This is a genomic window from Ruminococcus sp. 8Y-12 (genome assembly GCF_058119865.1).
The window spans coordinates 3,841,978-3,864,357 of record NZ_CM176623.1; the positions used below are offsets into that span (position 1 = coordinate 3,841,978).

Sequence of the window (22,380 nt, forward strand, 5' to 3'; positions counted from 1 at the left end):
TGTTCAGTCTTCACAGTTACATGCAAAAATACATTTAAAATCACCTTCAGTGAAGGGACTTTTGTACTTATGTATTACAGATATCTGACATCCTCTGCACCCCTGGAAAGACCTGTGATGCCTGTGCGGGCCAGCTCCAAAATTTCGTAGCCTTCCAGCAGTTTGATAAATGCATCCAGCTTTGACTGCGCACCTGTCAGCTCTATGATCAGAGAATCAACCCCCACATCTATGATGTTGGCCCTGAACACATTCGCCAGAGAGATAATTGCCTGCCGGTTCTGGGCATCTGCCCTCACCTTGACCAGAATCAGCTCTCTGCAGACACTTTCGTCCTCCTTCAGAGTCTTAATGTCTACCACATCAATCAGCTTCGCCACCTGTTTGGTGATCTGATCCAGAATCAGCTCGTCGCCGCGCGCCACAACCGTCATTCTGGAATACCTGGGGTCCGCTGTCTCCCCAACTGTCAGGCTGTCAATATTGTAGCCGCGGCGGCTGAACAGACCTGCCACACGGCTCAAAACACCTGATGTATTGTCAACTAACATAGATAATACTCGTCTTTTCATAGAAAACCCACCTTTTGCTCGAACTAACAGTATTCTATCGTTACTGTTCACAGTAACGTGCATAAATCCATGCGAAATCGCCTTCGGCGATGGGATTTATGCACCCCTGAATCATTTTCTCACGGTTTGAGCAGTAAATGCTCAGACCTGAGTGAATAGTAACATTCTATCAACTATTAAAATCTTTGTCAACAAAAAACTGCTTTACTAGATTAAACTGTTAAAATTAACGCTTTTCTCCCGCTCTTCACTCTCTTTAAAACGGTTGTAGCAGTACTCTATGATATCTTTTCTGGTGATGATACCGATAAATATCTGATTGTCATCAATAACCGGCACAAAATTCTGATTCATGGAAGTCAGCACCAGATCCTCAATTTCACAGTTGACATTCACAGGATCATTATACCAACGCCGGTCAATTTTTGTAAGCGGGATATCCTCCGCCTTGTGCAGATCCAGCAGATACTTGTCCTTGATATTCCAAAGCAGATCCCCTTCTGTGATCGTCCCCACATAGTTGCCCTGATGGTTGATAACGGGCACTGCACTGTACCGGTAATACTCCATTTTTTCAAGGGCCTGGCGCAGTGAAAAATCTTCATACAGATAGATCACTTCACTTTTTGGCTTTAAAAAAAATAATACGTTCATCTCATGTCCTCTTATTTGCTTGCGCTCTTGTATAGTTGTACAAAACGTCCAAAATCATTATAGAGGAATGCGCCATTTTCGTCAATGAAAAGAGACAAATTTCATGGGTTTCTTACCTGCACAGATAGCCTTTTGCCGAGAGCTCCTTTGCAATGATATCCAGAACCTCTTCACTGTCCGCCTCCACTGTATGGCAGTGCAGTCCTGAGGTTAGATTTTTGAGGGGTCTTGACTCCCCGCTGCTGATCCCGTCTACAAAGTCCCTGACATTGCGCCTGGAACAGATGGACAGTCGGGCTGACAAATGTCCGTACACCCCATGCTCCACGAACACATCCAGAACCCTCCCCCCCATATCCACTATGGTATTCAGCTCGTCCTCTATCTGCTCATCGGTGTGAAAGACAGAGAACACCCTGGTCACTTTGTGCGGCATGTGAATCACATATCCCCGGTTGGTTGAGGAAATCTCATAGTTAGCCGCACGGAGCAGAGCGATATCCTGGACAATCACCTGCCTGCTCACATGATATTTGTTGGCCAGAGCTGCACCTGAGACAGGGCTTTTCGCCATTTTGATAGAATTTAAGATCTCCAAACGCCTTTCTTCTCCTGTCATATGCACACCCTTTCCCTATACTGCATGAAGGTTTTTCAGAGAGATATCCAGAATGGGCGCTGAGTGAGTCAAAGCACCGCTGGACACATAGTCCACGCCGATGTCCAGTATCTTCTGAATGTTCTCCTTTGTCACATTCCCGGAACACTCTGTCTTTGCCCTGCCATTTACCATCTCCACTGCCTTTTTCATTGTCTCCGGCGTCATATTGTCCAGCATAATAATGTCTGCCCCCGCGTCCAGAGCTTCCTTCAGCATGTCCAGATTCTCTACCTCCACCTCAATTTTGCGCACAAACGGGGCATACTCCCTTGCCATTCGGACAGCCTGTTTTACGCCGCCTGCTGCACCGATATGGTTGTCTTTGATGAGAACACCGTCTGAGAGATTATAGCGGTGATTAAAGCCCCCTCCCACCTTCACGGCATACTTCTCGAACAGACGCATATTGGGCGTGGTCTTTCGGGTATCCAGAAGCTTTGTCGCACTTCCCTTTAAAAGCTTTGCCACACTTTTTGTGTAGGTAGCGATTCCGCTCATCCTCTGCAGGTAGTTCAAAGCTGTCCGCTCCCCAGACAAAATTGCCCTAATGTCTCCCCGAACCACAGCCATCCTCTGCCCGCTCTTTACCTCATCGCCGTCCTCCACAAAGGTCTCAAACTTCACCTGATCGTCCAAGAGCTCAAACACCCGCTGAAACACCCACATTCCTGCAATGACCCCATCCTGCTTGCAGATCAAATCCGCACTGCCGGCGCAGGCAGTGTGCATTACCGCATTGGTGGTCACATCCTCGCTGGATATATCCTCCCTGAGGGCCATTAAAATTAACTCATCCGCATTTAACCTTGTTGTTACCTGATTCATATTCCCGTTCCTTTCTGATTTCTCTCCATATACTCTCTTTTGCCTCCTGGGAGCATCGCTGCATATCCCGGTACTCCTCCAGATGAACCCTGTACTGTTCTCTCAAAAATCCCGGCTCTGTACCGCATTCCTTTGGCCTTTGGGCCTTCTCCTCTATCATATCACGGGCCGCGCGCTCTGCAAACACCAAACTCTCCAAAAGTGAATTGCTGGCCAGCCGGTTGGCTCCATGGACTCCGTTGCAGCTGGTCTCCCCCGCTGCATACAGATGTCTCACTGAGGCAGCGCTCCTGGCATCCACCTCCACTCCTCCCATAAAATAGTGCTGGGCAGGAACCACAGGGATACATTCACGTGTGACATCGTATCCCTCCTCCAGACATCTCTTGCAGATGTTCGGAAATCTGGTCTTAATGTCTTCCCGGACCGTTTTCATGCAGAGCCATACATAGGGCATATCATCCTTTTCCATCTGCCTGTATATCTCCTTGGTGAGCAGATCCCTGGGCAGCAGCTCGTTTACAAACCGCTCCATATTTTTATTATAGAGCACCGCACCTTCTCCCCGCACAGACTCGGAGATCAAAAATCGTCTTCCCGGTTTCCGGGAATACAAGGTTGTTGGGTGTATCTGTACGTAACTGACATTTTTTAGTCTTATTCCATGTTTTAGGGCAATGGCCAGAGCGTCCCCCGTCAAATGCGGGAAATTCGTGGAATGGTCATAAATCCCCCCGATCCCTCCGCAGGCCCACAAAACATACCTTCCATATGCCGGTTCCAGTGTACCGTCCTGTTTCCTGGCCAGTATTCCATCGCACTGCCCTTCCCGGCACAGAATATCCACCATGGTGGTCTGTGTCAGGATAGTGATATTTTTTCTCTCCATCACCCGGCTCAACAATGCACTGGTTATCTCTTTTCCTGTGATATCCTCATGATACAGAATCCGGTTGGTGGAATGCGCCCCCTCCCTGGTAAAAAGGAGCTGTCCATCCTTCTGCGCAAACTGCACACCGTAGTCCATCAGCTGAGCGATCACCCCTTTAGATGACCGGATCATGATATCCACAGATTCCCTGCAATTTTTGTAGTGTCCCGCGCGCATGGTATCCTCAAAAAAACTGTCATAGTCACTCTCGTCCCTGAGCACACAGATTCCTCCCTGTGCCAGAAAGGAATCGCTCTCCTCCAGGTCCCCCTTTGTTATCATCAGGATTTCCCAGTCCTCAGGAAGATGCAGAGCTGCGAAACAGCCAGCCACACCTGTCCCCACAATAATTGCATCGTACACATTTTTCATAACTTTTCCCTCTTATTTTGCAAGCTGCAGCATTCTTTCAAGAGGTACGGATGCCTCCCGCAATAAGTTCTCCTCCATCTTCACTTCCGTCTCCCCTGTCTCCAAAGCCCGTATAATCTTATCCAGGGTAATCCGCTTCATTCCCTCGCAGATCTGTCTCTCCCTCACTGCGTAAAAACGCTTCTGTGGATTTCTGCGTTCCAGCTCATACATAACCCCCAGCTCCGTACAGATGATAAATTCCTCTGCAGGACACTCGCAGGCATAATGGATGATGCCCGAGGTACTTCCCGTGTAGTCTGCCAGAGCTGTGACTTCCTCCGGACATTCCGGATGCACCAGTACCTGCGCATTTGGATGCATCTCCATTGTCCTTCGAACGTCTTTGGCAGTGATGGCCTTATGTACGGGACAAAATCCTTCATTAAAAAGAAACTTCTTTTCCGGAACCTGGGCCGCTATAAATCTCCCCAGATGCTCATCCGGTATAAAGTAAATTACCGGATTTGGAAGCGCCTTCACGATCTTCAGCGCATTTGCAGAGGTCACGCACACATCCGCGTTTCTTTTCAGCTCTGCTGTGGAATTCACATAGCACACCACAGCCGCAGAAGGATACGCTTCCCTCACCTTGCGAATCTGCTCTGCTCCTGCCATGTGGGCCATGGGACAGTCCGCAAGCGCATCCGGCAGAAGCACGGTCTTTTTCTCATTGAGAACCTTTGCGCTTTCTCCCATAAAGGAAACGCCGCACAGCACTATGGTCCCTGCCTCCACTTCAGCCGCCTGTTTTGCCAGGTAGTAGGAATCCCCTATGTAATCAGCAACCTCCTGTACCTCCTGCTCCACGTAATAGTGGGCCATGAGTACTGCATCCTTCTCTTTTTTCAGCTCCTGAACTCTCTTTCTTTTGTCTTCCATGGTATCCTCCTATCCTTTCCTCATTCGTGAAAGTATACCATACCTTTTTACATATGACAAGACACATGAATACCTTATTATCCAAAACACGCCATACTGTTGTCGTCATTTGTGTGGTATGATTAAACTATCACACGAAAAAGAATGGTTGTCTGGAGGAAAAAAATGAATTTTATAAAGATTTCATCTGAAAATTTGGATACAGAGCACATCTGCTGCGCCATATCCAGCAAGAAAGACCCACAGGTGGTTGCCAAAAAGAATTGGTTAAAAGAGAGACTTGCCGAAGGACTTGTGTTTCTGAAAGGAGACATGCGAGGTAAATGTTTCATAGAATATATACCCGCAGAAAACGCGTGGGCACCCCTGACTGCAAAAGGTTATATGCATATAAACTGCTTCTGGGTGTCCGGCTCCTGCAAAGGTCATGGCTATTCCAATGATCTTCTAAACGCCTGTATCATAGATGCCAAAGCAAAAGGCAAGTTCGGTCTGACTGTCATTTCTTCTCCAAAGAAAATGCCCTTTTTGTCTGACCCCAAATATCTGACCTATAAGGGATTCCAGCTAGCCGATACCGCCACCCCCTATTTTACACTGTTATATTTACCTTTTTCAGCGCATGCGCCTGTTCCCAAATTCAGGGAACAGGCAAGGATTCCAAGAACCACCCAGAAAGGATTTGTTTTATACTACACCAGCGCCTGTCCGTTCACAGCCAAGTATGTCCCTGTCATCGAGCAATATGCCTCAGACCATGGGATTCCATTTCAAAGCATTCATATCACCACCTGTGAAGCTGCACAGAATGCACCTGCCGCTTGGACAAACTACGCATTGTTTTACAATGGTACGTATTTAACCAATGAAATTCTCTCTGTCAAGAAGTTTCAGTCCATTTGCGAGAAAACATTATAAAATTTGCAAAATCCAGTCATCCATGTTAAAATATAAGCAAATTTGCAAATGCGCAAATCAGTTGAATAGTTACACAAATTCCAAAAAAGGAGAGTAAAACTATGGATAAACAAGTACTGGATTTTGTTGTTGAAAAGACTCACGATCTGATCCATGCAGCCACATGCAGCAGTGAGACAAAAGCTGCTGCTCAGACCTGGCTGAACGCTGTTGGAACAGATAAGGAGGCTGAGGAAACCAAGAAATACATAGACGAACTGGAAGCAGACATTATGCCCATAGACAATCTGATCCATTTTGCCCAGTCCGAAAAGGGAGCCCAGGTTTTCGGAGCAGACAATGCGAAAAATATTGCAGCACACGCAATAGAGATCAGGTCTACTGGCGCAAAATACTGCGACTGTCCTGCCTGTGCGGCTGTGGAGGCTATTTTAGGGAAAAAAGAACTTATTTTGTAAGTAGTTAAAATGAACAACAAAATTTTAGCATAGAGAGCATCCATCAGCAATGATAGGTGCTTCTCTTTTAAAAGGAGACCATCCATGCTCAATCACTTACATATAACCTCAGGATTTAATTTTGAAGGATATTCCATAACAGAATATCTGGGATACTGTTCAGGAGAATGTGCTCTGGGCACAGGTTTTCTAAGCACTCTTGGCGCCAGTCTGGCCGATTTTGTGGGTATTAACAGCTCAATGTATGAGGGAAAGTTAGATAATGCCAGAAGTATGGCCCTTGATAATCTCTATCTCAGGGCAGAGGCTCTTGGAGCCAACGCAATAATTGGAATCAACATAAGCTACACAACGTTCTCCTCCGATATCATGGGAGTCATTGCCAACGGGACTGCTGTCAAAATAGAATCGGATAATAATATTATTCAAACTGCTAAGTGTATTCCCATAACAAACTACAATCCTGATTTGCCCTTCAGAATAAATGAATTAAAGATCTCCGTGAATAGTGAAAAAACGTCTTGTACTGTACAAGCAAATCTTTTGGGAAAAGCGATTTCTGCTATATCTGCTGATATTATCTTTACTACTATTTTTGATGATACTTACACTTTGAATAACATTGCATTAACAGACTTTATGGGTAAGCCTCAGCGCAGTCCTGGACATATCAGTTCACCATGTATCTGCAGCCTTCCTTTCGAAATCACAAAGATATTAAAATCCGCTAAAATAATGATCCGTAAATACATCCAAAACGAAATGATCCATAAAGTCGATGACAATGATATGCCCCTAAACCCAAATGAAAGATCAGATAATTTCTATTCACCAGAAAACGAAATTACTATTGAAGACTATCTTTCCTCTGTATCCCAGCTTGGTTCTGCCTCTGAAATTTTTGCATTTACCCAAAATCTGAATCTGAATTTCTTAAATTCCGAGATGCTTGATGAGATTCAGTCATGTGTTAATTTGGAGCGCTTGTATGGGAATGCTAAAGATGACTGTATCATAAAGTTGAAGAGATACCTCTATAGTTAGAGAGTACCGTTTCTTTGAAGATACAGCATACACAAAAAGCTCTCATACCCCTGGACGCCCTTCTCAATGAATATAAGCTTTCGTTTTAAAAAAGGGTTTATGTTCAGGAACATACGTTCTCTGCTTTTCACTATAGACTGAGCTGCGCTCAGCACATAAATCAGCTTGGATCTGGCATGATACATCTTCAGGTATCCTGCCAGAAGATCCAGGCTCTTTGTTTCTTCCGTCTGCACATAGCTGTCAAAATACCTGCCCAGTTGCAGCATGGGCATAGCTGACACCTGAGTGGTAATCTCACTGTCCGATTTCCAGTCCACAATATTCAACCTTACATTTCGAAAAATCTGGCTGTGTCTCTTCAATATATTTACAAGCTCTGCTGCCAGGGGCCCTATCTCCACCTTCTCCATCCCGTGATCCAGGACAATTGCCATCTCCAATAGGTCCTTTGTAAAATTGCCCGGTGTATTTAAGACTCCGTCCGTAAGCCTTATCAGCTTCTGTCTCTCTGTTAATTGAAATATCATCTCATTTACCTCTTCGCTGTTCCCTTGCTTCTATATGCTTTTGTAACTGTTCATTGTATGCACAAGTCCACAGAATCGTCACTATTTTTCTACTATAAACGTTTATATCCACTATGTCAATTTATCCATACAGAAAAGCTGCGGCAAAACAACCATACTTGCAACCGTTCCACTTAGAAATAGCCATTAGAAAAACATTCCCCAATGTGCTCCAAAATACAAAGGAAGTGCCACTCCACAGCAAAAAAGCTATTTTGCAGCACTTCCCTTGTTTAGCCTATAAAGCTTTCATTATTTGGTAATCTTAACTTTTCTCCCCTGCCCTTTCCCTTTCAGCAAGGTCTTATATACCTTCCGTTTTGCGGAAGGCACTTTGATATTTGCTTTGCTGGCAATCCCTTTAAAGGCATTACTTTTTACGCTGCTGAGGACCTTGGAATTGATCTTGATCATTTTCAGCTTGCTGCATCCGTTAAATGCCTGCTTTCCGATGACTGCAAGATTCGCTCCAATCGTTACTTTTTTTATCCTCTTATTTTTTCTGAATGCGTTTTCACTAATTGCGTTTACTTTGAACTTATATCCTTTGATTGTAATCGTTGCAGGAATTGTGATACTTGTTTTTTTCCTGTTGACCATACCTGTTACCGTAACGGTCTTCTGTCCATCTGACGAAGCCGTTACTTTGTATTTCAGGTTTCCAACATTATATTTCGTGCCGGCCCTGGGAGCAGCTTCTACCAACGCTTTTATGGCATTCTCCAGTGATGCGGCTGCAACGTTGACGGTGCTCTGTAGTCCCTCTTCCGGTTTTTGGATATTCAGGTTTTCCGCAACACTCAAAGCTCTTTGCAATGCTGCAAACGACTGCGGGGTATAAGCGGAACTAGTAAACGTTTTTGCTTTCATAATGGCTGTTTGCAAAGCCTTCAAATCCGCATATTTTATTACCGGTGTTTCCAGAACCAAAGCGCTGATAGCATCAATAATGTTTTTGCTGGCAGTATCAATTTCAGCCTGGGTTACATTCTCTTTATCCAGAATTGCCTGTCCTGCAGCCATTGCATCCTTCAGCTTTTTATAAGAGGCTGCCGTATACATAGCAGCGTCAATTTTTCCAGCGCTTGCAATCGTGTCCTCCAAGACCGTCTTGACTGCCGCAGGAGTCGGGTCAACGAGCCCCAGTGCGGCGATTTTGTCTACAATGTCCCTGGCTGCGTCGTCTACTTGCGTCTGGGTTGCGTTCTCGTCCAGCAGAACTGCGTGCGCATTGCGAATTGCATCTGTCAATTCTGCAAATGTATCTGCTGTGTATTTTCCGTCCTCGTTGCCAATCCGTTCAGCGCTGGACACAACTTCTTCCAATACCTCTTTCGATACCGCCGGAGCGGCTGCAGCGAGATCAGCCATCGCATTATTAAGAGTCAGAGTTGCCTCATCTACCGCATCCTGTGTGAGTGTATCAGATCCCTGCAATGCTATCGCAGCATCCAGTGCTTTTTTGAATGGGCTCCAGGAATCCTCAGTATAGTCCGTCTCAAGCTTAAGGATCGCTTTGGCTATGGCTTCATCAAGCGCATTTACGCTGGCCTCGGACACCAGGTTTCCGATGGAAACATTTACGCTGTCTGTCTGTGCAGCCACATCAGCCGCCGTGGCATTGGTCTTCTGATTATAGAACGCGGTCGCCTTCTCCACCGCAGTCTGAACCGCGCTTATCGATGCCGCTGTATAAACATCGGCCGAATAATCCAGAATTTCATTCGCCCGGGCCAGAGCTTCTCTAAGCGGGACTCTGGAGACAAGACTTCCCATTATGTCTCTCATTCTGCCTATTGCCCAGTCCAAATTATCCTGCGTATAGCTGGGTCTTCCATACATCATTTTACAATTTTCCAGCTCAATCAGGAAGTTTGTAGTAGTGCTGCCGGCACTGCCCTTTTGATATCTTACCTGGAATTGCATATAGTCGTCCAGATTCAGTGATTCGGCTTTTGCTATGACCTCTTTTAGTTCCACTCTGGAGACAAGGCCGCTCATCGCTTCGTTCAGCCTGAGCACGGCTTTATCAATGTCGATCTGTCTGGCATCCGGATTGGCATTCAGGGTTTGCGCTGCTGCCAGGGCATTCTTGTACTCATTTGCAGAGCCTGTGGTATAGTTCCCCAGATTGTCCCCGAACATCTTATCAAGCGCCGCGTTAATGGTCTGGACCAGATCCGTTTTGTCTACAGGTGCCCCTGACAGGACAGCAGTGTTACCCGCTTTATCTTCCGCCGATACCTCATACTGATCGGTTGCCAATGCTGCAATATAGGTTTTATCGTTTATAGCAAGCGCCTGCCCATTGATAGTTACAAACGCCGGATTTTGGTCATTGATGGTAACCGTTTTTGCATCAGGGTCATATTTTATCGATGGAATCGTTTTATCAACGTAAAATACAAATCCGCTTTTTTTGCCGTCAGCCGTTGCAGCCTCAATATAGTATTCACCCTCAGAGCTTGTTTCAATGTCGAATGGTGTGCCGGAGGAAACAAATCCCGCAGGAAGAGCTGCCTCACCGTTTATGGAAAGTGTCACTGACGTAAGCGCTGATCCGCCGGATTGCGCCACAGTCACCGATACCGTATCATTTTTGGTATAGCCGCCGTCGTTTATGCCGTCCACAGCTATTACTGCGGAGGTATCCGGTGTCAACACTTCCAGTGCTTTATAGGCCGTTTCCACTCTCTCATAGGCCAGCCCTATTTCAAGTGTGCTGGAACCGCTTTCCGTGATATCCTTTACTGTCTGCAGTACTTTCTGCAGTCTGTTCCAGCTTACCGCCGTATAATCGGATGCGTCTAAACTTCCTATCGTCTTGTTGACAAGTGCGTCAAATGCACCCCAATCCTTATTGGTAACATTCAGAATAGCAAACGGCGTGATGGTCATACTCGATCTGCCTTTTGTAATAGTCAGCTCATACGGACTGGCATTACGAACGGTACAGGTAACGCCGAGTGCCGTAAGTCCGGCATCTGCATCAAGCAGCCCCTGTGCCCTGGCCATGTCGTTGGCGCCGTCGTCCGTATCCTTAACTGCAATGCCGTTTCCGATCAGGCTTGCCGCATCTTCAACTGACAATTGATCGTAAGAAATCGGCATAGGAGTCTTTATGGGGGCAAACGTCACAGTATAATCTGTCTCAAATTCCTCCGCTGATCCGTTGGTTGCAAACACATTCAGCACCGCGTTTTCAAAGAACTCCTTAGGATATTTTGTCGCCAGAGTTCCACCCAGATTTGCCCAGGTCGTCGCCCTGGTGGTGGCATAAGCCCCACGCAATGTATTCCCAATCTTGGTCAGCCGAACTACGTGCGTATTCAGCGTAGAGGTCGGTGGATTCGTAGGGGGATTGCCCGTCAGTACAGGCCCCAATTCTGTTGGTGCGGAATCCTCTTTAACATAAATGGCAGCGCCAACGTTATTCTCCTTGGTACCGTTGCGGCGCATATGTGTCTGGAAGAAATTTTTCTCAGGCTCACTGCCCGCTGTCATGCCAATCCCGACCTGAATGTCTTCATTACTGGCCTGCAGCATCGGCTTGGCTGTAAAAGTTACCGTGGCCGCCCAGTCGCCGGCAAGCACTTCAGGAGGAATTGAGCTTAAATCTATTGTTTTTATGTCACCTGCGTTCTTGGCAGGATCACCATATGCCTTGCCATTCTTTTCAGGTTTGATTGTTCCGCTGACCGCTGGCAATACATTGGGATTTACATAATCTTCGGTGATGAGCGTCGCAACGTATTTCACTGAAAGGTTTCTGTCAGCAGCCGTATTTGTTGCGAACAACTGTACCCTGGCTTTATCAAAGACTGACGCATCAAAGGTCTGTGCGTTTCCAATATTTGTATACGTAGTACTACTATTATTCAGTGCTCCCTGCAATGCGGTTCCGTTCTTGGTAATGCGCAGGTTATAGGTGAACATCTGATAATAAGTCATGGTATTGACCATATGGTCCACCGCAAAGGCTGCTTTGCTGTTCTCACTGCCTGGATTATCGCCGTTTACAACGTAACCGACACCTGCATTCGCCGCTGTGACATTTGTCGCGGTGCTGTGGCGCTGTGCACTAACCTGATAATAGTTAGAGTCCGAATCATAAATCCCGACACCTGCCCGCGTACCGGCGGCAAACCCGTTGTCGCCCTTTAGTGCGTTATCCACCATGACCGATACGTCAAGCCGCCAATTGCCAGAAAGGTCTTCCCCCGCCATAATATCATCAATCATATCCTGCGGAGCGCCGCCCGGATATGCCATACCGTTTTTAACAGGATTGATTGTACCAGTTACGGTCTTACCTCTGGCCAGCATAATCCTGTAATTCTTGGTATAACCGCCTTTATTCGCACGCACAATAGCCATGCCCGTGGCCGAATCCGGCTGTTGTATGCTGATCTTGACGTTCTTATCGGAGCAGGTTGCCGTTACCACCGGCGCGTCCGCATTGCTATGCGCGTACGTAAAATCATAGTTGCCGCTGTCCGTGTACGCATTCGCAGTTGTGGTTGCAACTGAATTCGGTAACGGCACTACTTTTCCATCCACCTTTATTTTCATGTCAGACGTAGCGACTTCTTTATCTGTGGCGGCACGCACCAGCACACGGTTGATCCTGGCCGCAGCTGCCTGTGCAGTGGCAAATCCTACGGCACCGAAGTCATGATCGCCATTTTCGGTCCGAAGCATGGACACACCGTCAACATAGACTTTGATGACGCCGTCTGCAACGGAAATGGAAATCGCTGCCGATGCAGTAAACACGCCTTTGTCTGTTGATACCAGTTCTTTACTGATATTTTCCGACACACTGCTGAGTGCCAGAGTGCCGTCATCCGCTACAGTCAGCTCATAATAGTTCTTGCTATCCTTCTTCATAAATTGGATACTTAAACTGTCCGTTATTGACTCAATATCAGTAGTAAATTCATAGTCCTGCCAACCGCTGCCTTTTTTGGAGGTCAGCGCGCCGTTATTTGCCATCGTAAGGGCACCGCCGGAAACCGTCACATTCGCTGGGGCCGTCCAATTGTTCAGGCTGGCAAAGCTATCAGATAAAAGTACCTCCTCATGGCCGAAGGCAAAACCGCTTAACTGGCAGTTTTCCTGTACTGTATTGCCGGATCTGCAGACAAAATATATAGCGTGCTTCCCTTTTACGTTATCAAGCTCCGGCACAGAAATCGTATATTTTGTCTTAACCTGTCTGGCATCTGCCGAAACAGTAAGTTCGCCGAGTTTTTTACCAGCATTGGGCGTTCCTTCGGGCCACGGAGTATCCATCATGATATCAATGGTAAAATCAACGCCCTTGGGAGTAATATACAGGTCAAGGGTTGTACTCTTTCCGGCCGGTTTGGGTACATCAAAATTGAAATATTTGTATCCCATGATGGAGCCGTCCCGGATATTCAGAATGGGCGCTGCATCTTCGTGTATGTCATAGGTAGCCTGTATATACGTTATGAAATCCGGGGCCGGGACAACCGGAACATTGCCGGTGGTCCTTTCGGGCGTAACCCAGGTAGCCAGGCCGGCGGAAAAGTACTGATACGGATTCAAACCGTCAAGCTGCATTCCCGATGAGGTCACCTCGGCGCCCGTGTAGATATTTCCATTTACATCCTTTAATATTTTTGAACCTTTTGTATCAGTGTCATACCCGGTAATCACCACACTTCCGCCATCAGCCACCGGCTTTTCATCTGCTTTGACATAAACAGGGTCTGCCATGTGCTGACGTGAGTGCTCATTCTGGTTGATACACCTGTGATAGAAGATGTACCATTGATCATTCGCCTCCACAAGACCGCCGTGGGTATTGCCGTATGAGTTGGTTGTCATCATATTTCCATTTTGATCCAGCTGCGGACCACGGGCATCGACTATTACACCGCCGTACTTCCAGGGTCCCAGTGGATTGTCGCTATAGCAGTATTTTAATATAGCATTGGAGGAGTAGGTTCCATACTCAGGTCCTGCGTATCCACTGTAAACAAATACCCACTTATTTCCGATTTTACGCGGGGAAGATGCCTCAAAGATCCTGATGAGATCTAAATCTTCCTTATCTATAATGTCATATTTATTCTTTGTTGGATCATCCGGATTGATATTATCCTCCAACGGCCAGGCATGTACATTGCTGTAGTTGGATACGCCGGCAACCGGCAGGAAATTCCTCTTCACTCCATAGTCATTGCTTGTGGGATCACAATTATACTTGCCGGTGGTATCCTGGTCAGCAAGGGCCTGGTCAAACTCCGCGGATGCCATATTATCCATATTCAGTTTACACGCAACGATGGTATCAAAGCCCGCCCACCATAAATAGGCCGCGACAGCATAGCCGTCCTCATCGGTATCCACCACGACGCCCGGGTCAAAACCATTGTTGACAGCAGTAGAGCCATCCTCTAATATGGCTAATTTATTCGAGTTCGCATCAGCGTTCACGATCTCAAACGGTCCGGTCGGGCTGCCCTTTGAGTGACAGATAACCCAGGTAATTCCGTTAGGATGCGGATACAAATAATAGTCAAAGATATATCCACAGTCATTCTTTTTGTCATAATATACGGGATATTCATCGTATTTACGATCCTCATAATCGCTGGTAGCAAGCTTTTGATTATCTGCATATGAGTCTCTGTTTATTCCCGCCTTTAATGTGACCTTTCTCTTAACCTCCGCACAGTCTGGCGCAAAGAGTGTGGAAGGTAAGTTATTGTTGTTTCGTATAAACGTGTATACTGGTCCTTCATAACGCCAGTCTGTCATATCTTCCGGCGGAGTCGACCAGGAAACAATATCGTATGCACAATATGTGCTGGCTCTGATCAGATCATGCGAACCGTAAATATAGACGCGTTCTTTTGTGATATCGTCAGGATCGTGGAAAAGATGTACTTCTGCATCTGGGATATGTTCCCACAGCGGCAGGTACGGGTTCGCCGCCAGGGCCTTTTGCGGTGCGGCTATGATAACCATCGAACAAATCAACGATAGACTTATCATTATTGCCAAAAGTCTTTTTAGATTTTTCACTAATCTTCCCTCCTTAAAAATATTTGTCTTCCTGCTTTCGTTATCTGATTTCCGGGTGTAAAATCCTGGCACATCTTAAACTATGTTTTCATTTCCATCCCCTCCTTTGCTGCAAATGAGCAGGTTCCGATACTCCGGACACTGCATGGTTGTATGGTTATCTTTTTTGTAGCATATGTAACTTACTCTTTTGGCCTTCTTAATCATGATTCGCCTGATGTCGTTTCTACTCTGAACATTTATTATCATTTCAGGCACATCCAATCCGTATCAAAGTGATGCAAAAAAGAAATACGTCACTCAGTGTTCACGTATATAACAGCAATAATTTCTTTTCTTAGATCTATATAAAGGGGAACCAACGCTTTCTCCAGAAAGGGGCGATGTTTGAATGGCATTGCGACAGTTAGCTGTCTGCTCTTAGCATACAGCGCTACTTCCGCACGTCCAGAACTTGTTACCGATATGTTACAACTTTTCAGCAAGGAACCTATTCCTCTCTGATTTGATACTGGGAACTTGTGGCTTATCATTGTTAGCACAGCTCATGCAAAATACTGTACACTATTACGAAATCATATCTATCCACAAAGCAAAATCAACTTTCTGATGCAATCTATTACCAAAATTATATTATTAGCATTCAAATCTGAATCATAAAATTTAATAGTATTTTAACATATATTTCATAAATTTTCGTTCATTTTCTTTTGAGAATTGTTTGTTTTCTTATTTATTTAACTTCTATTTTCCATAAAATTAATTAGAAATGTATTTGGTTCAGAATAGAAAGAAAAAGAGCAGCTTATCCAAAAGATAAAACTGCTCTGACACGATATATAGGATTTTCTGGCTGGCTCTACAATTACTCTCCTACTCGCACTTTGTAAAATACATGGAAATTCCCTGCCCGCCTCCGATGCACATACTGATCATGGCGTCCTTCTTGTCTGTTCTCTGTAGCTCATACATTACCTTGGCAGCGAGTATACAGCCGGTTGCCCCGATGGGATGACCGATGGATATTCCGCCACCGTATATATTTACCTTTTCCATATCCAGCTTCAGATCTCTGGCTACTGCATAGCTCTGGCTTGCGAAGGCCTCGTTAATCTCAAACATATCGATTTTCGTTAAGTCCAGCCCCAGCTTTTTTGCCAGCTTCTCGCTGGAATACTTGGGGGCATATCCCATCAGCGCGCCGTCGTTACCGGCAACTGCAAACCCTTTTACCTCCAGGATCGGCCTGCACCCCAGCTCCTGTGCCTTTTCCTTGCTCATCACAACTACTGCTGCCGCGCCGTCGTTCAAGCTGGAAGAATTGCCCGCTGTCACGGTTCCTCCCTCCACAAAAGCGGGTCTTAGTTTCTGCAGCTTTTCCATTGTCAGCCCTTCTCTGGGACCCTCGTCAGTATCGAATACCGTTATATTCCCCTTTCTGTCTTTTAGCTCAACCGGAAGTATCTCATCTTTAAATTTCCCCGCCTTAATAGCGTCAAGGGCCCGCTGATGGCTCCTAAGTGCATAGGCATCCTGTTCCTCCCTGGATACATGGTACTCTCTGGCCACATTCTCAGCAGTCACTCCATTGTGATACGGCCCCAGCGGCCAGGTGAGAATGTCGATCACACCGTCCTCGAAGGTCTTATGCCCCATTCTGGCCCCCCATCTCGCATCCTTTACATAATAGGGAAGCTGGGTAATATTTTCCGTTCCGCTTGCCACCACCACATCCGCGTATCCTGTCTGGATCTCCATCACCGCATCTGTAATAGCCTGGAGTCCGGACCCACACTGCCGGTTAACAGAGTAAGCCGTTGTCTCCTCAGGCATTCCAGCTTTCAGGCTCACTGCTCTGGCTACGAACCCACACTCAGCAATCTGACCCACCTGGCCTACGATCACCTCATCCACATCTTTTGGCTTAATATTCGCCCTTTTTACAGCCTCCCTTACCACCATCGCTCCCATATCGATAGCCGAAATCGTTTTCAAACTCCCGCCATAAGATCCCACTGGCAGACGCACACTGCTCACCAATACTACTTCTTTTAAATTCATTATTCATTCTCCTCTCTACATCCTGTTCTCTACAGTACCATACCGCCGCTCACTTCAATCACCTGTCCCGTGATGTAGGCTGCTTCCTCTGACGCCAAAAACGCAATCAGATTTCCCACATCCCCGGGTGCACCTGCTCTCCCGGCGGGAATTTTACTGATCATCAGATCCCACACCTTTTCGGGAACCCCTCTTGTCATATCCGTCTCAATAAATCCCGGACAAATGGCATTGCAGGTGATCCCCTTCCTTGCCAGCTCCCTGGTAGCTGTTTTCGTCAGACCCACAACACCTGCTTTGGATGCCGCGTAATTGGACTGACCCACATTTCCCATCCAGCTCATGGAGGAAATATTGATGATCCTTCCGCTTCCCTGGTCACGCATATACCTCGCCGCCTCCCGGGTCATGTAAAAGGTCCCTGTCAGATTTACGGCAATGACCGCATCCCACTGTTCCTCCGTCATCTTGTGCAGCATAGCGTCCCGGTTGATCCCCGCGTTGTTTACCACTATGTCAATTTTTCCATAGATTTCCAAAGCAGCCTGGTAGACTCTTTTCACATCCTCCAGTTTCGCGATATTTCCCACAACTGCCGCAGCCTGTCCCCCCTTTTGTCTGATTTCCGCTACGCATTCATCCGCAGTCTCCTGCATTATATCGCTGACTATCACCTTTGCACCCTCCTGCGCCAGTTTAAGGGCAATCCCTTTTCCCAGCCCTCTGCCTGCACCTGTCACAATTGCCACCTTGTTTTCTAATCTCATATCTGTTTCTCCTTTCCGTATTCGTTTTCTTATTTTACATATTATTCTATGAAATCGCTTTCATTTTTGTGTAAAAAATTCCTTCTGCGGGAATTTTCTCTTACTCTGACAGCCTTCTGGTGGAAGTGCGCACAATCAATTTAGGTTCCAAAATCGCTCTCTGAAGGGGCCGGTCCGGGTCCTTCAATCTCTCCAGCAAAAACTTTGCGGCAATCTTCGTCATTTCCTCCAGAGGTTCTTTCATGGTAGTCAAACCAATCATATGCGTCCTGGCAATTTCAATATCGTCAAAGCTGCCGATGGAGATGTCCTCCGGCACAGAAAGGCCCGACTCTAAAAAAGCATCCATAAATCCAATGGCCATCATGTCATTGCCCGCCACAATGGCCTTCGGCATCTCGTCCAGATGCTGTGCGTACCACTTTCCTGCTTCGTACCCTCTCTCCATCCTCAGATTGCCGCTCAGAATCCACTTCTCCTCTATGGGAAGCCCAAAGGAATTCATGGCATGGCAGTAGCCATTGTACCTCTGTACACTGGATGAGGAAGTAAGAGGACCTCTCAGAACCGCAATCTCTGAGTATCCGTATTCAATCAAATGCTTTGTCATCTGATATCCCGCAATATAGTTATCCTGGATCACATAATCCCCTGCAAAGGAGGTCATGGTTCGGTTCAGAAGCACAGTGGGACATTTCATAGCCTTGATTCGTTTTGCCAGCTCCTCATCCTCCAGCGCTGTGGTCAGTATCACTCCAGCAAACTCAAACTGCTCCGCAAGATGAAAGAAATTCAGATTCTTTTCAATATTATTCTCATGGCTTGTGATAATCACCATATATCCGTGTTCAGCAAGCGCCTCCTGAATGTTGTACACCAGAGTGGCATAGTAAGGATTTCGGATATCATCAATCACCAGAGCCACAATATCCGAGTGGCCCCTGGCCAAACTGCGGGCAATGCTGTTGGGCCGATAGCCAATCTGGTCAATGATTGCCTTGACCTCCTCCCTGGTTGTAGGATTCACTCCCTGCTGTCCATTTAGCACACGCGATACCGTCGCGGGCGATACATTTGCCATCTTTGCAATATCAGCTATTTTATATTTCATCTGCTTCTCCATCCATCTCTCAATTATGTCTGTATTATACAGCAGTCTTCCTGTTTTCACAAGAGTGTTGCCGGCCATGAAGTGAACAGGAACGAATCAAAGTTCACTGCAACAATTAAACGCCCAGGTATGCTGCCCGTATTTCCTCATTGGACCGCAGTTCATCTGCAGTTCCCTCCATGGCCACACATCCTGTGTCGAACACATACCCCCTGTCCGCTACAGACAGCGCCTGCATCAGATTCTGTTCTACCAACAGGATGGATACCCCCTGCTTTGCCACATTGGAGATAATCTCGAACATCTCCTCCACTACAATGGGAGCCAGTCCCAGCGAGGGTTCATCCAACATCAGCATTTCCGGTTCCGCCATCAGCGCCCTTGCGATTGCCAGCATCTGCTGCTGCCCCCCGCTCAGTGAACCAGCCAGCTGATTTTTGCGCTCCTCCAGAATCGGAAACATTTTATAGCTCTTCTCAATGTTCCTTTCTAGATGGGGTCTGGCCTTTTTAGAGTAGGCGCCTACAATCAGATTATCCCGCACAGTAAGGCTTCCCAGAATTCCTCTCCCCTGCGGGATATGGGCAATCCCCAGGTCTGCTCTCTCAAAACTTTTCATCTTCGTCAGGTCCTTTCCCTTAAAGGTCACCTTTCCCGAAGTCACTGGTGTCAGTCCCGATATAATCCGCAGGAGCGTGGTTTTTCCCGCTCCGTTGGCGCCCACCAGGGATACCACCTCCCCTTCCTCCAGGTGCAGGGATACGTCAAAGAGAACCTTCAAATCTTTATAACCCGCACAAACATTTTCAACCTGCAGCATTCTTCTTTTGACCTCCTCCCAGATAAGCTTCAATTACCTCAGGACGTTTCAGCACTTCTTCAGGCACGCCCTCGCTGAGCATATTTCCATCCGCCAGCACCACCACCCTGTGACACACCTCCACCACAGCTTTCATCACATGTTCGATAAACAATACGGAGATTCCCTCCTTGTTGATCTTTTTGACCAATTGAAGGCTTTCTTGCATTTCCGACGGATTCAGACCACCCATCACCTCGTCCATCATGATGATTTTAGGGTCCAGCGTCAGGATTCTGGCCAGATCCAGCCATTTGCGCTTCTCAATCGGAAGCTTGATACTTCTCATGGATGCCAGGGGCGCCAGTTTTGTCATCTCCAGGATCTCCTCTGTCTTCGCCGCCGCGTCTTTGGGCGAGTAGCGCTGCAGGGCAATGGTATAGATATTCTGGTACACACTCAGATGCCCAAAGGGCTTAGGAGTCTGAAAGGTCCTGGTAATACCCATCTTTGCTCTGTCCGCTATGGTGTCCTTGGCCGTAAGTTCCCTGCCCCGATAGAGAATTTGGCCTCTGTCCTGGTGATATACGCCCGAGATCATATTGACACAGGTGGATTTCCCGGAGCCGTTGGGTCCTATGAGTCCCAGTATTTCCCCTTGATTTAATACAAAATTGGCATTCTTCACTGCTTTGATTCCTCCAAAGGAGATAGCTAAGTCCTTTACCTCCAAAATAACACTCATTCAACCGCCTCCTTTGTCTTTTTCGAAGAAATCTTCTTTTTGATCATCCCTATAACACTCTCATTTCCCTCTGTATCCTTTACGAAGAAGGAGATAATACCCGCCGGGCGGAAGATTACGATCAGAACCATAATCAATCCGTAAAGCATAAGGCTGGCTCCGCCTATGGCTCCCAGATACTCACTGGTTACCTGCGTCAGTATAATAATCAGGAACGCGCCCAGCACTGGTCCCCAGAGAGTACCCAGTCCGCCGATAATCGCACAGATTCCGATTTTGATGGATAGATCAATACCGCAGATGTTCAGAGGATCTATGTAGGTCAGGAAGAATGCGTAGATGGTTCCTATCCCGGAACAAATCACAGCGCTCAGCTGAAAAGCCGTCAGCTTTGTGCGGAATGTCTTGATTCCCAGAGAGATAGCTGCATCCTCATCCCCTTTGATAGCCCCCAGATAACGTCCCGTTTTGGATCGCTCAAAAAGCCAGGTGATCAGCAGCACTGCCGCCATTACCCCAAACATTATATAGTAGAAAGGGATATCATTTTTGAAGGTCAGATCCAAAAAGCTGCTCCCCTTGTAGGGGATACTGATACCTCTCGCACCCCCTGTAAAATCCGCAAAATACAGCAATACAATCTTCACAATCTCCGCAAAGGCAATGGTGGCCAGGGAAAAGAAGGCGCCTCTTAGCCGGAAGGTCCCGTATCCGATCACAGTGGCCACTCCCAGAGAGATCAGCATTCCCACCGGAATCGCGGCAAAGGGGCTCAGTCCTGTTTTTAAGTACATCAGATATCCGGTGTAAGCTCCGATTGCCACAAATGCGGAATGACACCAGGAGATCTGAGCCCCGTATCCGCCGATCAGGTTCCACGCCACCCCAAAGCCCGCAAAGACAAAGCAGTAGGTCAGAGTGGAGATGATAAAATTATTTTTTGTCAGAAGAGGGATCAGGATAAAGATTGCTCCCAGCAAAATTAAACAGATACTGTTTTTCTTTCGTTTACTCATGCGACCCTGGCCCCCTTTCCGAACAGGCCCTGCGGTCTCAAATACAGGACCACCAAGAATACCAGGAAGATTCCTGCAGGCCCAAGCTGGGCGTCTACCAATGTGGCAACCAGCTGTTCCATAATACCCACCAGAAGACCTCCCACGAAGGCTCCTTTGATGTCCCCAAGACCTCCAAGCACCACAATCATCAGAGCTGTGGTCTTAAAGATCGCTCCCGCGGAGGGAGTTACAAAGTAGATGGGTGTAAGCAGCAGTCCGGCCAGCCCGGCTAAAATGACACTCATCGTAAAGGCCAGTGCAAAAGACCTCTTTGTATTGATTCCCAGCATCTCCGCAACTTCTACATTTTCCGATGTGGCCCTCATGGCGCGTCCCACTGTGGTTTTGTTCAGCAGATAGTTGATCCCAAGCACCAGCACAACCGCCACCAAAAATGCTATCAGTCTGGGCATTCCCACAAAGAAGGTTCCAAGTGCAAAGGATGAACTCTTGATATCCGAAGGCACTGTCAGAGAGTTGGCTGTAAAAATCAACTGTGCCAGGTTCATGAGAAAATAGGACAAGCCTACCGTAACCATGATAAAAGCTGTTCCATCTCTGCCCAGCAGCGGTTTGATGCAGAGCTTAAAACTGACAAATCCCAATATTGCCATAAATACCATTACAAAAGGAATCAATGCATAACAATTCCATCCAAAAATACAGTACCCAATGTAGGTCGCGTACATGCCCCAAGTCAGGTAGTCCCCCATTGCGAAGTTTACCATCTTCATAACTCCATATACAATGGTGATTCCCACAGCTACCAGCGCGTACACTCCTCCCGCAAACAGGCCGTTAATGATGGCCTGTATAAACATCCATACCATTATATCCGCTCCTTTCAGGCCGCAA

18 protein-coding genes are annotated in these 22,380 nt (G+C 46.9%); 3 read left to right on the plus strand and 15 right to left on the minus strand.

Annotated elements, in window-relative coordinates:
- Positions 1–74: 74 nt before the first annotated feature.
- From ilvN to nadA, 6 genes are all read right to left on the minus strand, one after another.
- Positions 75–572, minus strand: a complete 498-nt coding sequence (gene ilvN, locus AC0THY_RS15315; RefSeq protein WP_489991466.1) for an acetolactate synthase small subunit — start codon at positions 570–572, stop codon at positions 75–77.
- Positions 573–779: 207 nt separating this feature from the next.
- Complete coding sequence (locus AC0THY_RS15320) at positions 780–1,226, minus strand: CBS domain-containing protein (RefSeq protein WP_489991467.1); 447 nt, start codon at positions 1,224–1,226, stop codon at positions 780–782.
- Positions 1,227–1,338: 112 nt separating this feature from the next.
- Positions 1,339–1,845: a transcription repressor NadR gene (locus AC0THY_RS15325; protein WP_489991468.1), complete on the minus strand. Its 507-nt coding sequence runs from the start codon at positions 1,843–1,845 to the stop codon at positions 1,339–1,341.
- Positions 1,846–1,860: 15 nt separating this feature from the next.
- Positions 1,861–2,712, minus strand: a complete 852-nt coding sequence (gene nadC, locus AC0THY_RS15330) for a carboxylating nicotinate-nucleotide diphosphorylase (protein WP_489991469.1) — start codon at positions 2,710–2,712, stop codon at positions 1,861–1,863.
- Positions 2,678–4,015 carry an L-aspartate oxidase gene (locus AC0THY_RS15335; RefSeq protein ID WP_489991470.1) on the minus strand — a complete coding sequence of 446 codons (1,338 nt, stop codon included), beginning with the start codon at positions 4,013–4,015 and terminating at the stop codon, positions 2,678–2,680. The genes nadC and AC0THY_RS15335 overlap by 35 nt, the downstream gene beginning before the upstream one ends.
- A 12-nt stretch (positions 4,016–4,027) precedes the next feature.
- Positions 4,028–4,936, minus strand: a complete 909-nt coding sequence (gene nadA, locus AC0THY_RS15340; protein ID WP_489991471.1) for a quinolinate synthase NadA — start codon at positions 4,934–4,936, stop codon at positions 4,028–4,030.
- 165 nt (positions 4,937–5,101) lie between these two features.
- On the opposite strand from nadA, the gene AC0THY_RS15345 reads away from it, so the two are divergent.
- The 3 genes from AC0THY_RS15345 to AC0THY_RS15355 all read left to right on the plus strand — a co-directional run bounded on the left by AC0THY_RS15345 (position 5,102) and on the right by AC0THY_RS15355 (position 7,356).
- On the plus strand, positions 5,102–5,854 hold the full coding sequence (locus AC0THY_RS15345; protein ID WP_489991472.1) for a YoaP domain-containing protein: 753 nt from the start codon (positions 5,102–5,104) through the stop codon (positions 5,852–5,854).
- A 101-nt stretch (positions 5,855–5,955) separates the two neighbouring features.
- The gene (locus AC0THY_RS15350) at positions 5,956–6,312 is read left to right on the plus strand and encodes a molecular chaperone Hsp90 (RefSeq protein WP_489991473.1); all 357 of its coding nucleotides are present in this window, start codon (positions 5,956–5,958) and stop codon (positions 6,310–6,312) included.
- 84 nt (positions 6,313–6,396) lie between these two features.
- Positions 6,397–7,356: a YbjQ family protein gene (locus AC0THY_RS15355; protein WP_489991474.1), complete on the plus strand. Its 960-nt coding sequence runs from the start codon at positions 6,397–6,399 to the stop codon at positions 7,354–7,356.
- Here AC0THY_RS15355 and AC0THY_RS15360 read toward each other — a convergent pair.
- The 9 genes from AC0THY_RS15360 to AC0THY_RS15400 form a co-directional block, all read right to left on the minus strand.
- Positions 7,353–7,886: a hypothetical protein gene (locus AC0THY_RS15360; protein ID WP_489991475.1), complete on the minus strand. Its 534-nt coding sequence runs from the start codon at positions 7,884–7,886 to the stop codon at positions 7,353–7,355. The genes AC0THY_RS15355 and AC0THY_RS15360 overlap by 4 nt on opposite strands.
- Positions 7,887–8,177: 291 nt before the next feature.
- Complete coding sequence (locus AC0THY_RS15365) at positions 8,178–14,984, minus strand: leucine-rich repeat protein (RefSeq protein WP_489991476.1); 6,807 nt, start codon at positions 14,982–14,984, stop codon at positions 8,178–8,180.
- A gap of 873 nt (positions 14,985–15,857) precedes the next feature.
- Positions 15,858–17,045, minus strand: a complete 1,188-nt coding sequence (locus AC0THY_RS15370) for a thiolase family protein (protein WP_489991477.1) — start codon at positions 17,043–17,045, stop codon at positions 15,858–15,860.
- 29 nt (positions 17,046–17,074) lie between these two features.
- Positions 17,075–17,812: a 3-oxoacyl-ACP reductase FabG gene (gene fabG, locus AC0THY_RS15375; RefSeq protein WP_489991478.1), complete on the minus strand. Its 738-nt coding sequence runs from the start codon at positions 17,810–17,812 to the stop codon at positions 17,075–17,077.
- A 100-nt stretch (positions 17,813–17,912) separates the two neighbouring features.
- Positions 17,913–18,923: a LacI family DNA-binding transcriptional regulator gene (locus AC0THY_RS15380; RefSeq protein ID WP_489991479.1), complete on the minus strand. Its 1,011-nt coding sequence runs from the start codon at positions 18,921–18,923 to the stop codon at positions 17,913–17,915.
- 115 nt (positions 18,924–19,038) lie between these two features.
- Positions 19,039–19,743 (minus strand): ABC transporter ATP-binding protein, encoded by a 705-nt coding sequence (locus AC0THY_RS15385; RefSeq protein WP_489991480.1) that lies wholly within the window; start codon positions 19,741–19,743, stop codon positions 19,039–19,041.
- Positions 19,730–20,467 (minus strand): ABC transporter ATP-binding protein, encoded by a 738-nt coding sequence (locus AC0THY_RS15390; protein ID WP_489991481.1) that lies wholly within the window; start codon positions 20,465–20,467, stop codon positions 19,730–19,732. The genes AC0THY_RS15385 and AC0THY_RS15390 overlap by 14 nt, the downstream gene beginning before the upstream one ends.
- The gene (locus tag AC0THY_RS15395; protein ID WP_489991482.1) at positions 20,464–21,483 is read right to left on the minus strand and encodes a branched-chain amino acid ABC transporter permease; all 1,020 of its coding nucleotides are present in this window, start codon (positions 21,481–21,483) and stop codon (positions 20,464–20,466) included. Before AC0THY_RS15395 ends, AC0THY_RS15390 begins: the two co-directional genes overlap by 4 nt.
- The gene (locus AC0THY_RS15400) at positions 21,480–22,355 is read right to left on the minus strand and encodes a branched-chain amino acid ABC transporter permease (protein WP_489991483.1); all 876 of its coding nucleotides are present in this window, start codon (positions 22,353–22,355) and stop codon (positions 21,480–21,482) included. Before AC0THY_RS15400 ends, AC0THY_RS15395 begins: the two co-directional genes overlap by 4 nt.
- Positions 22,356–22,380: the final 25 nt, after the last annotated feature.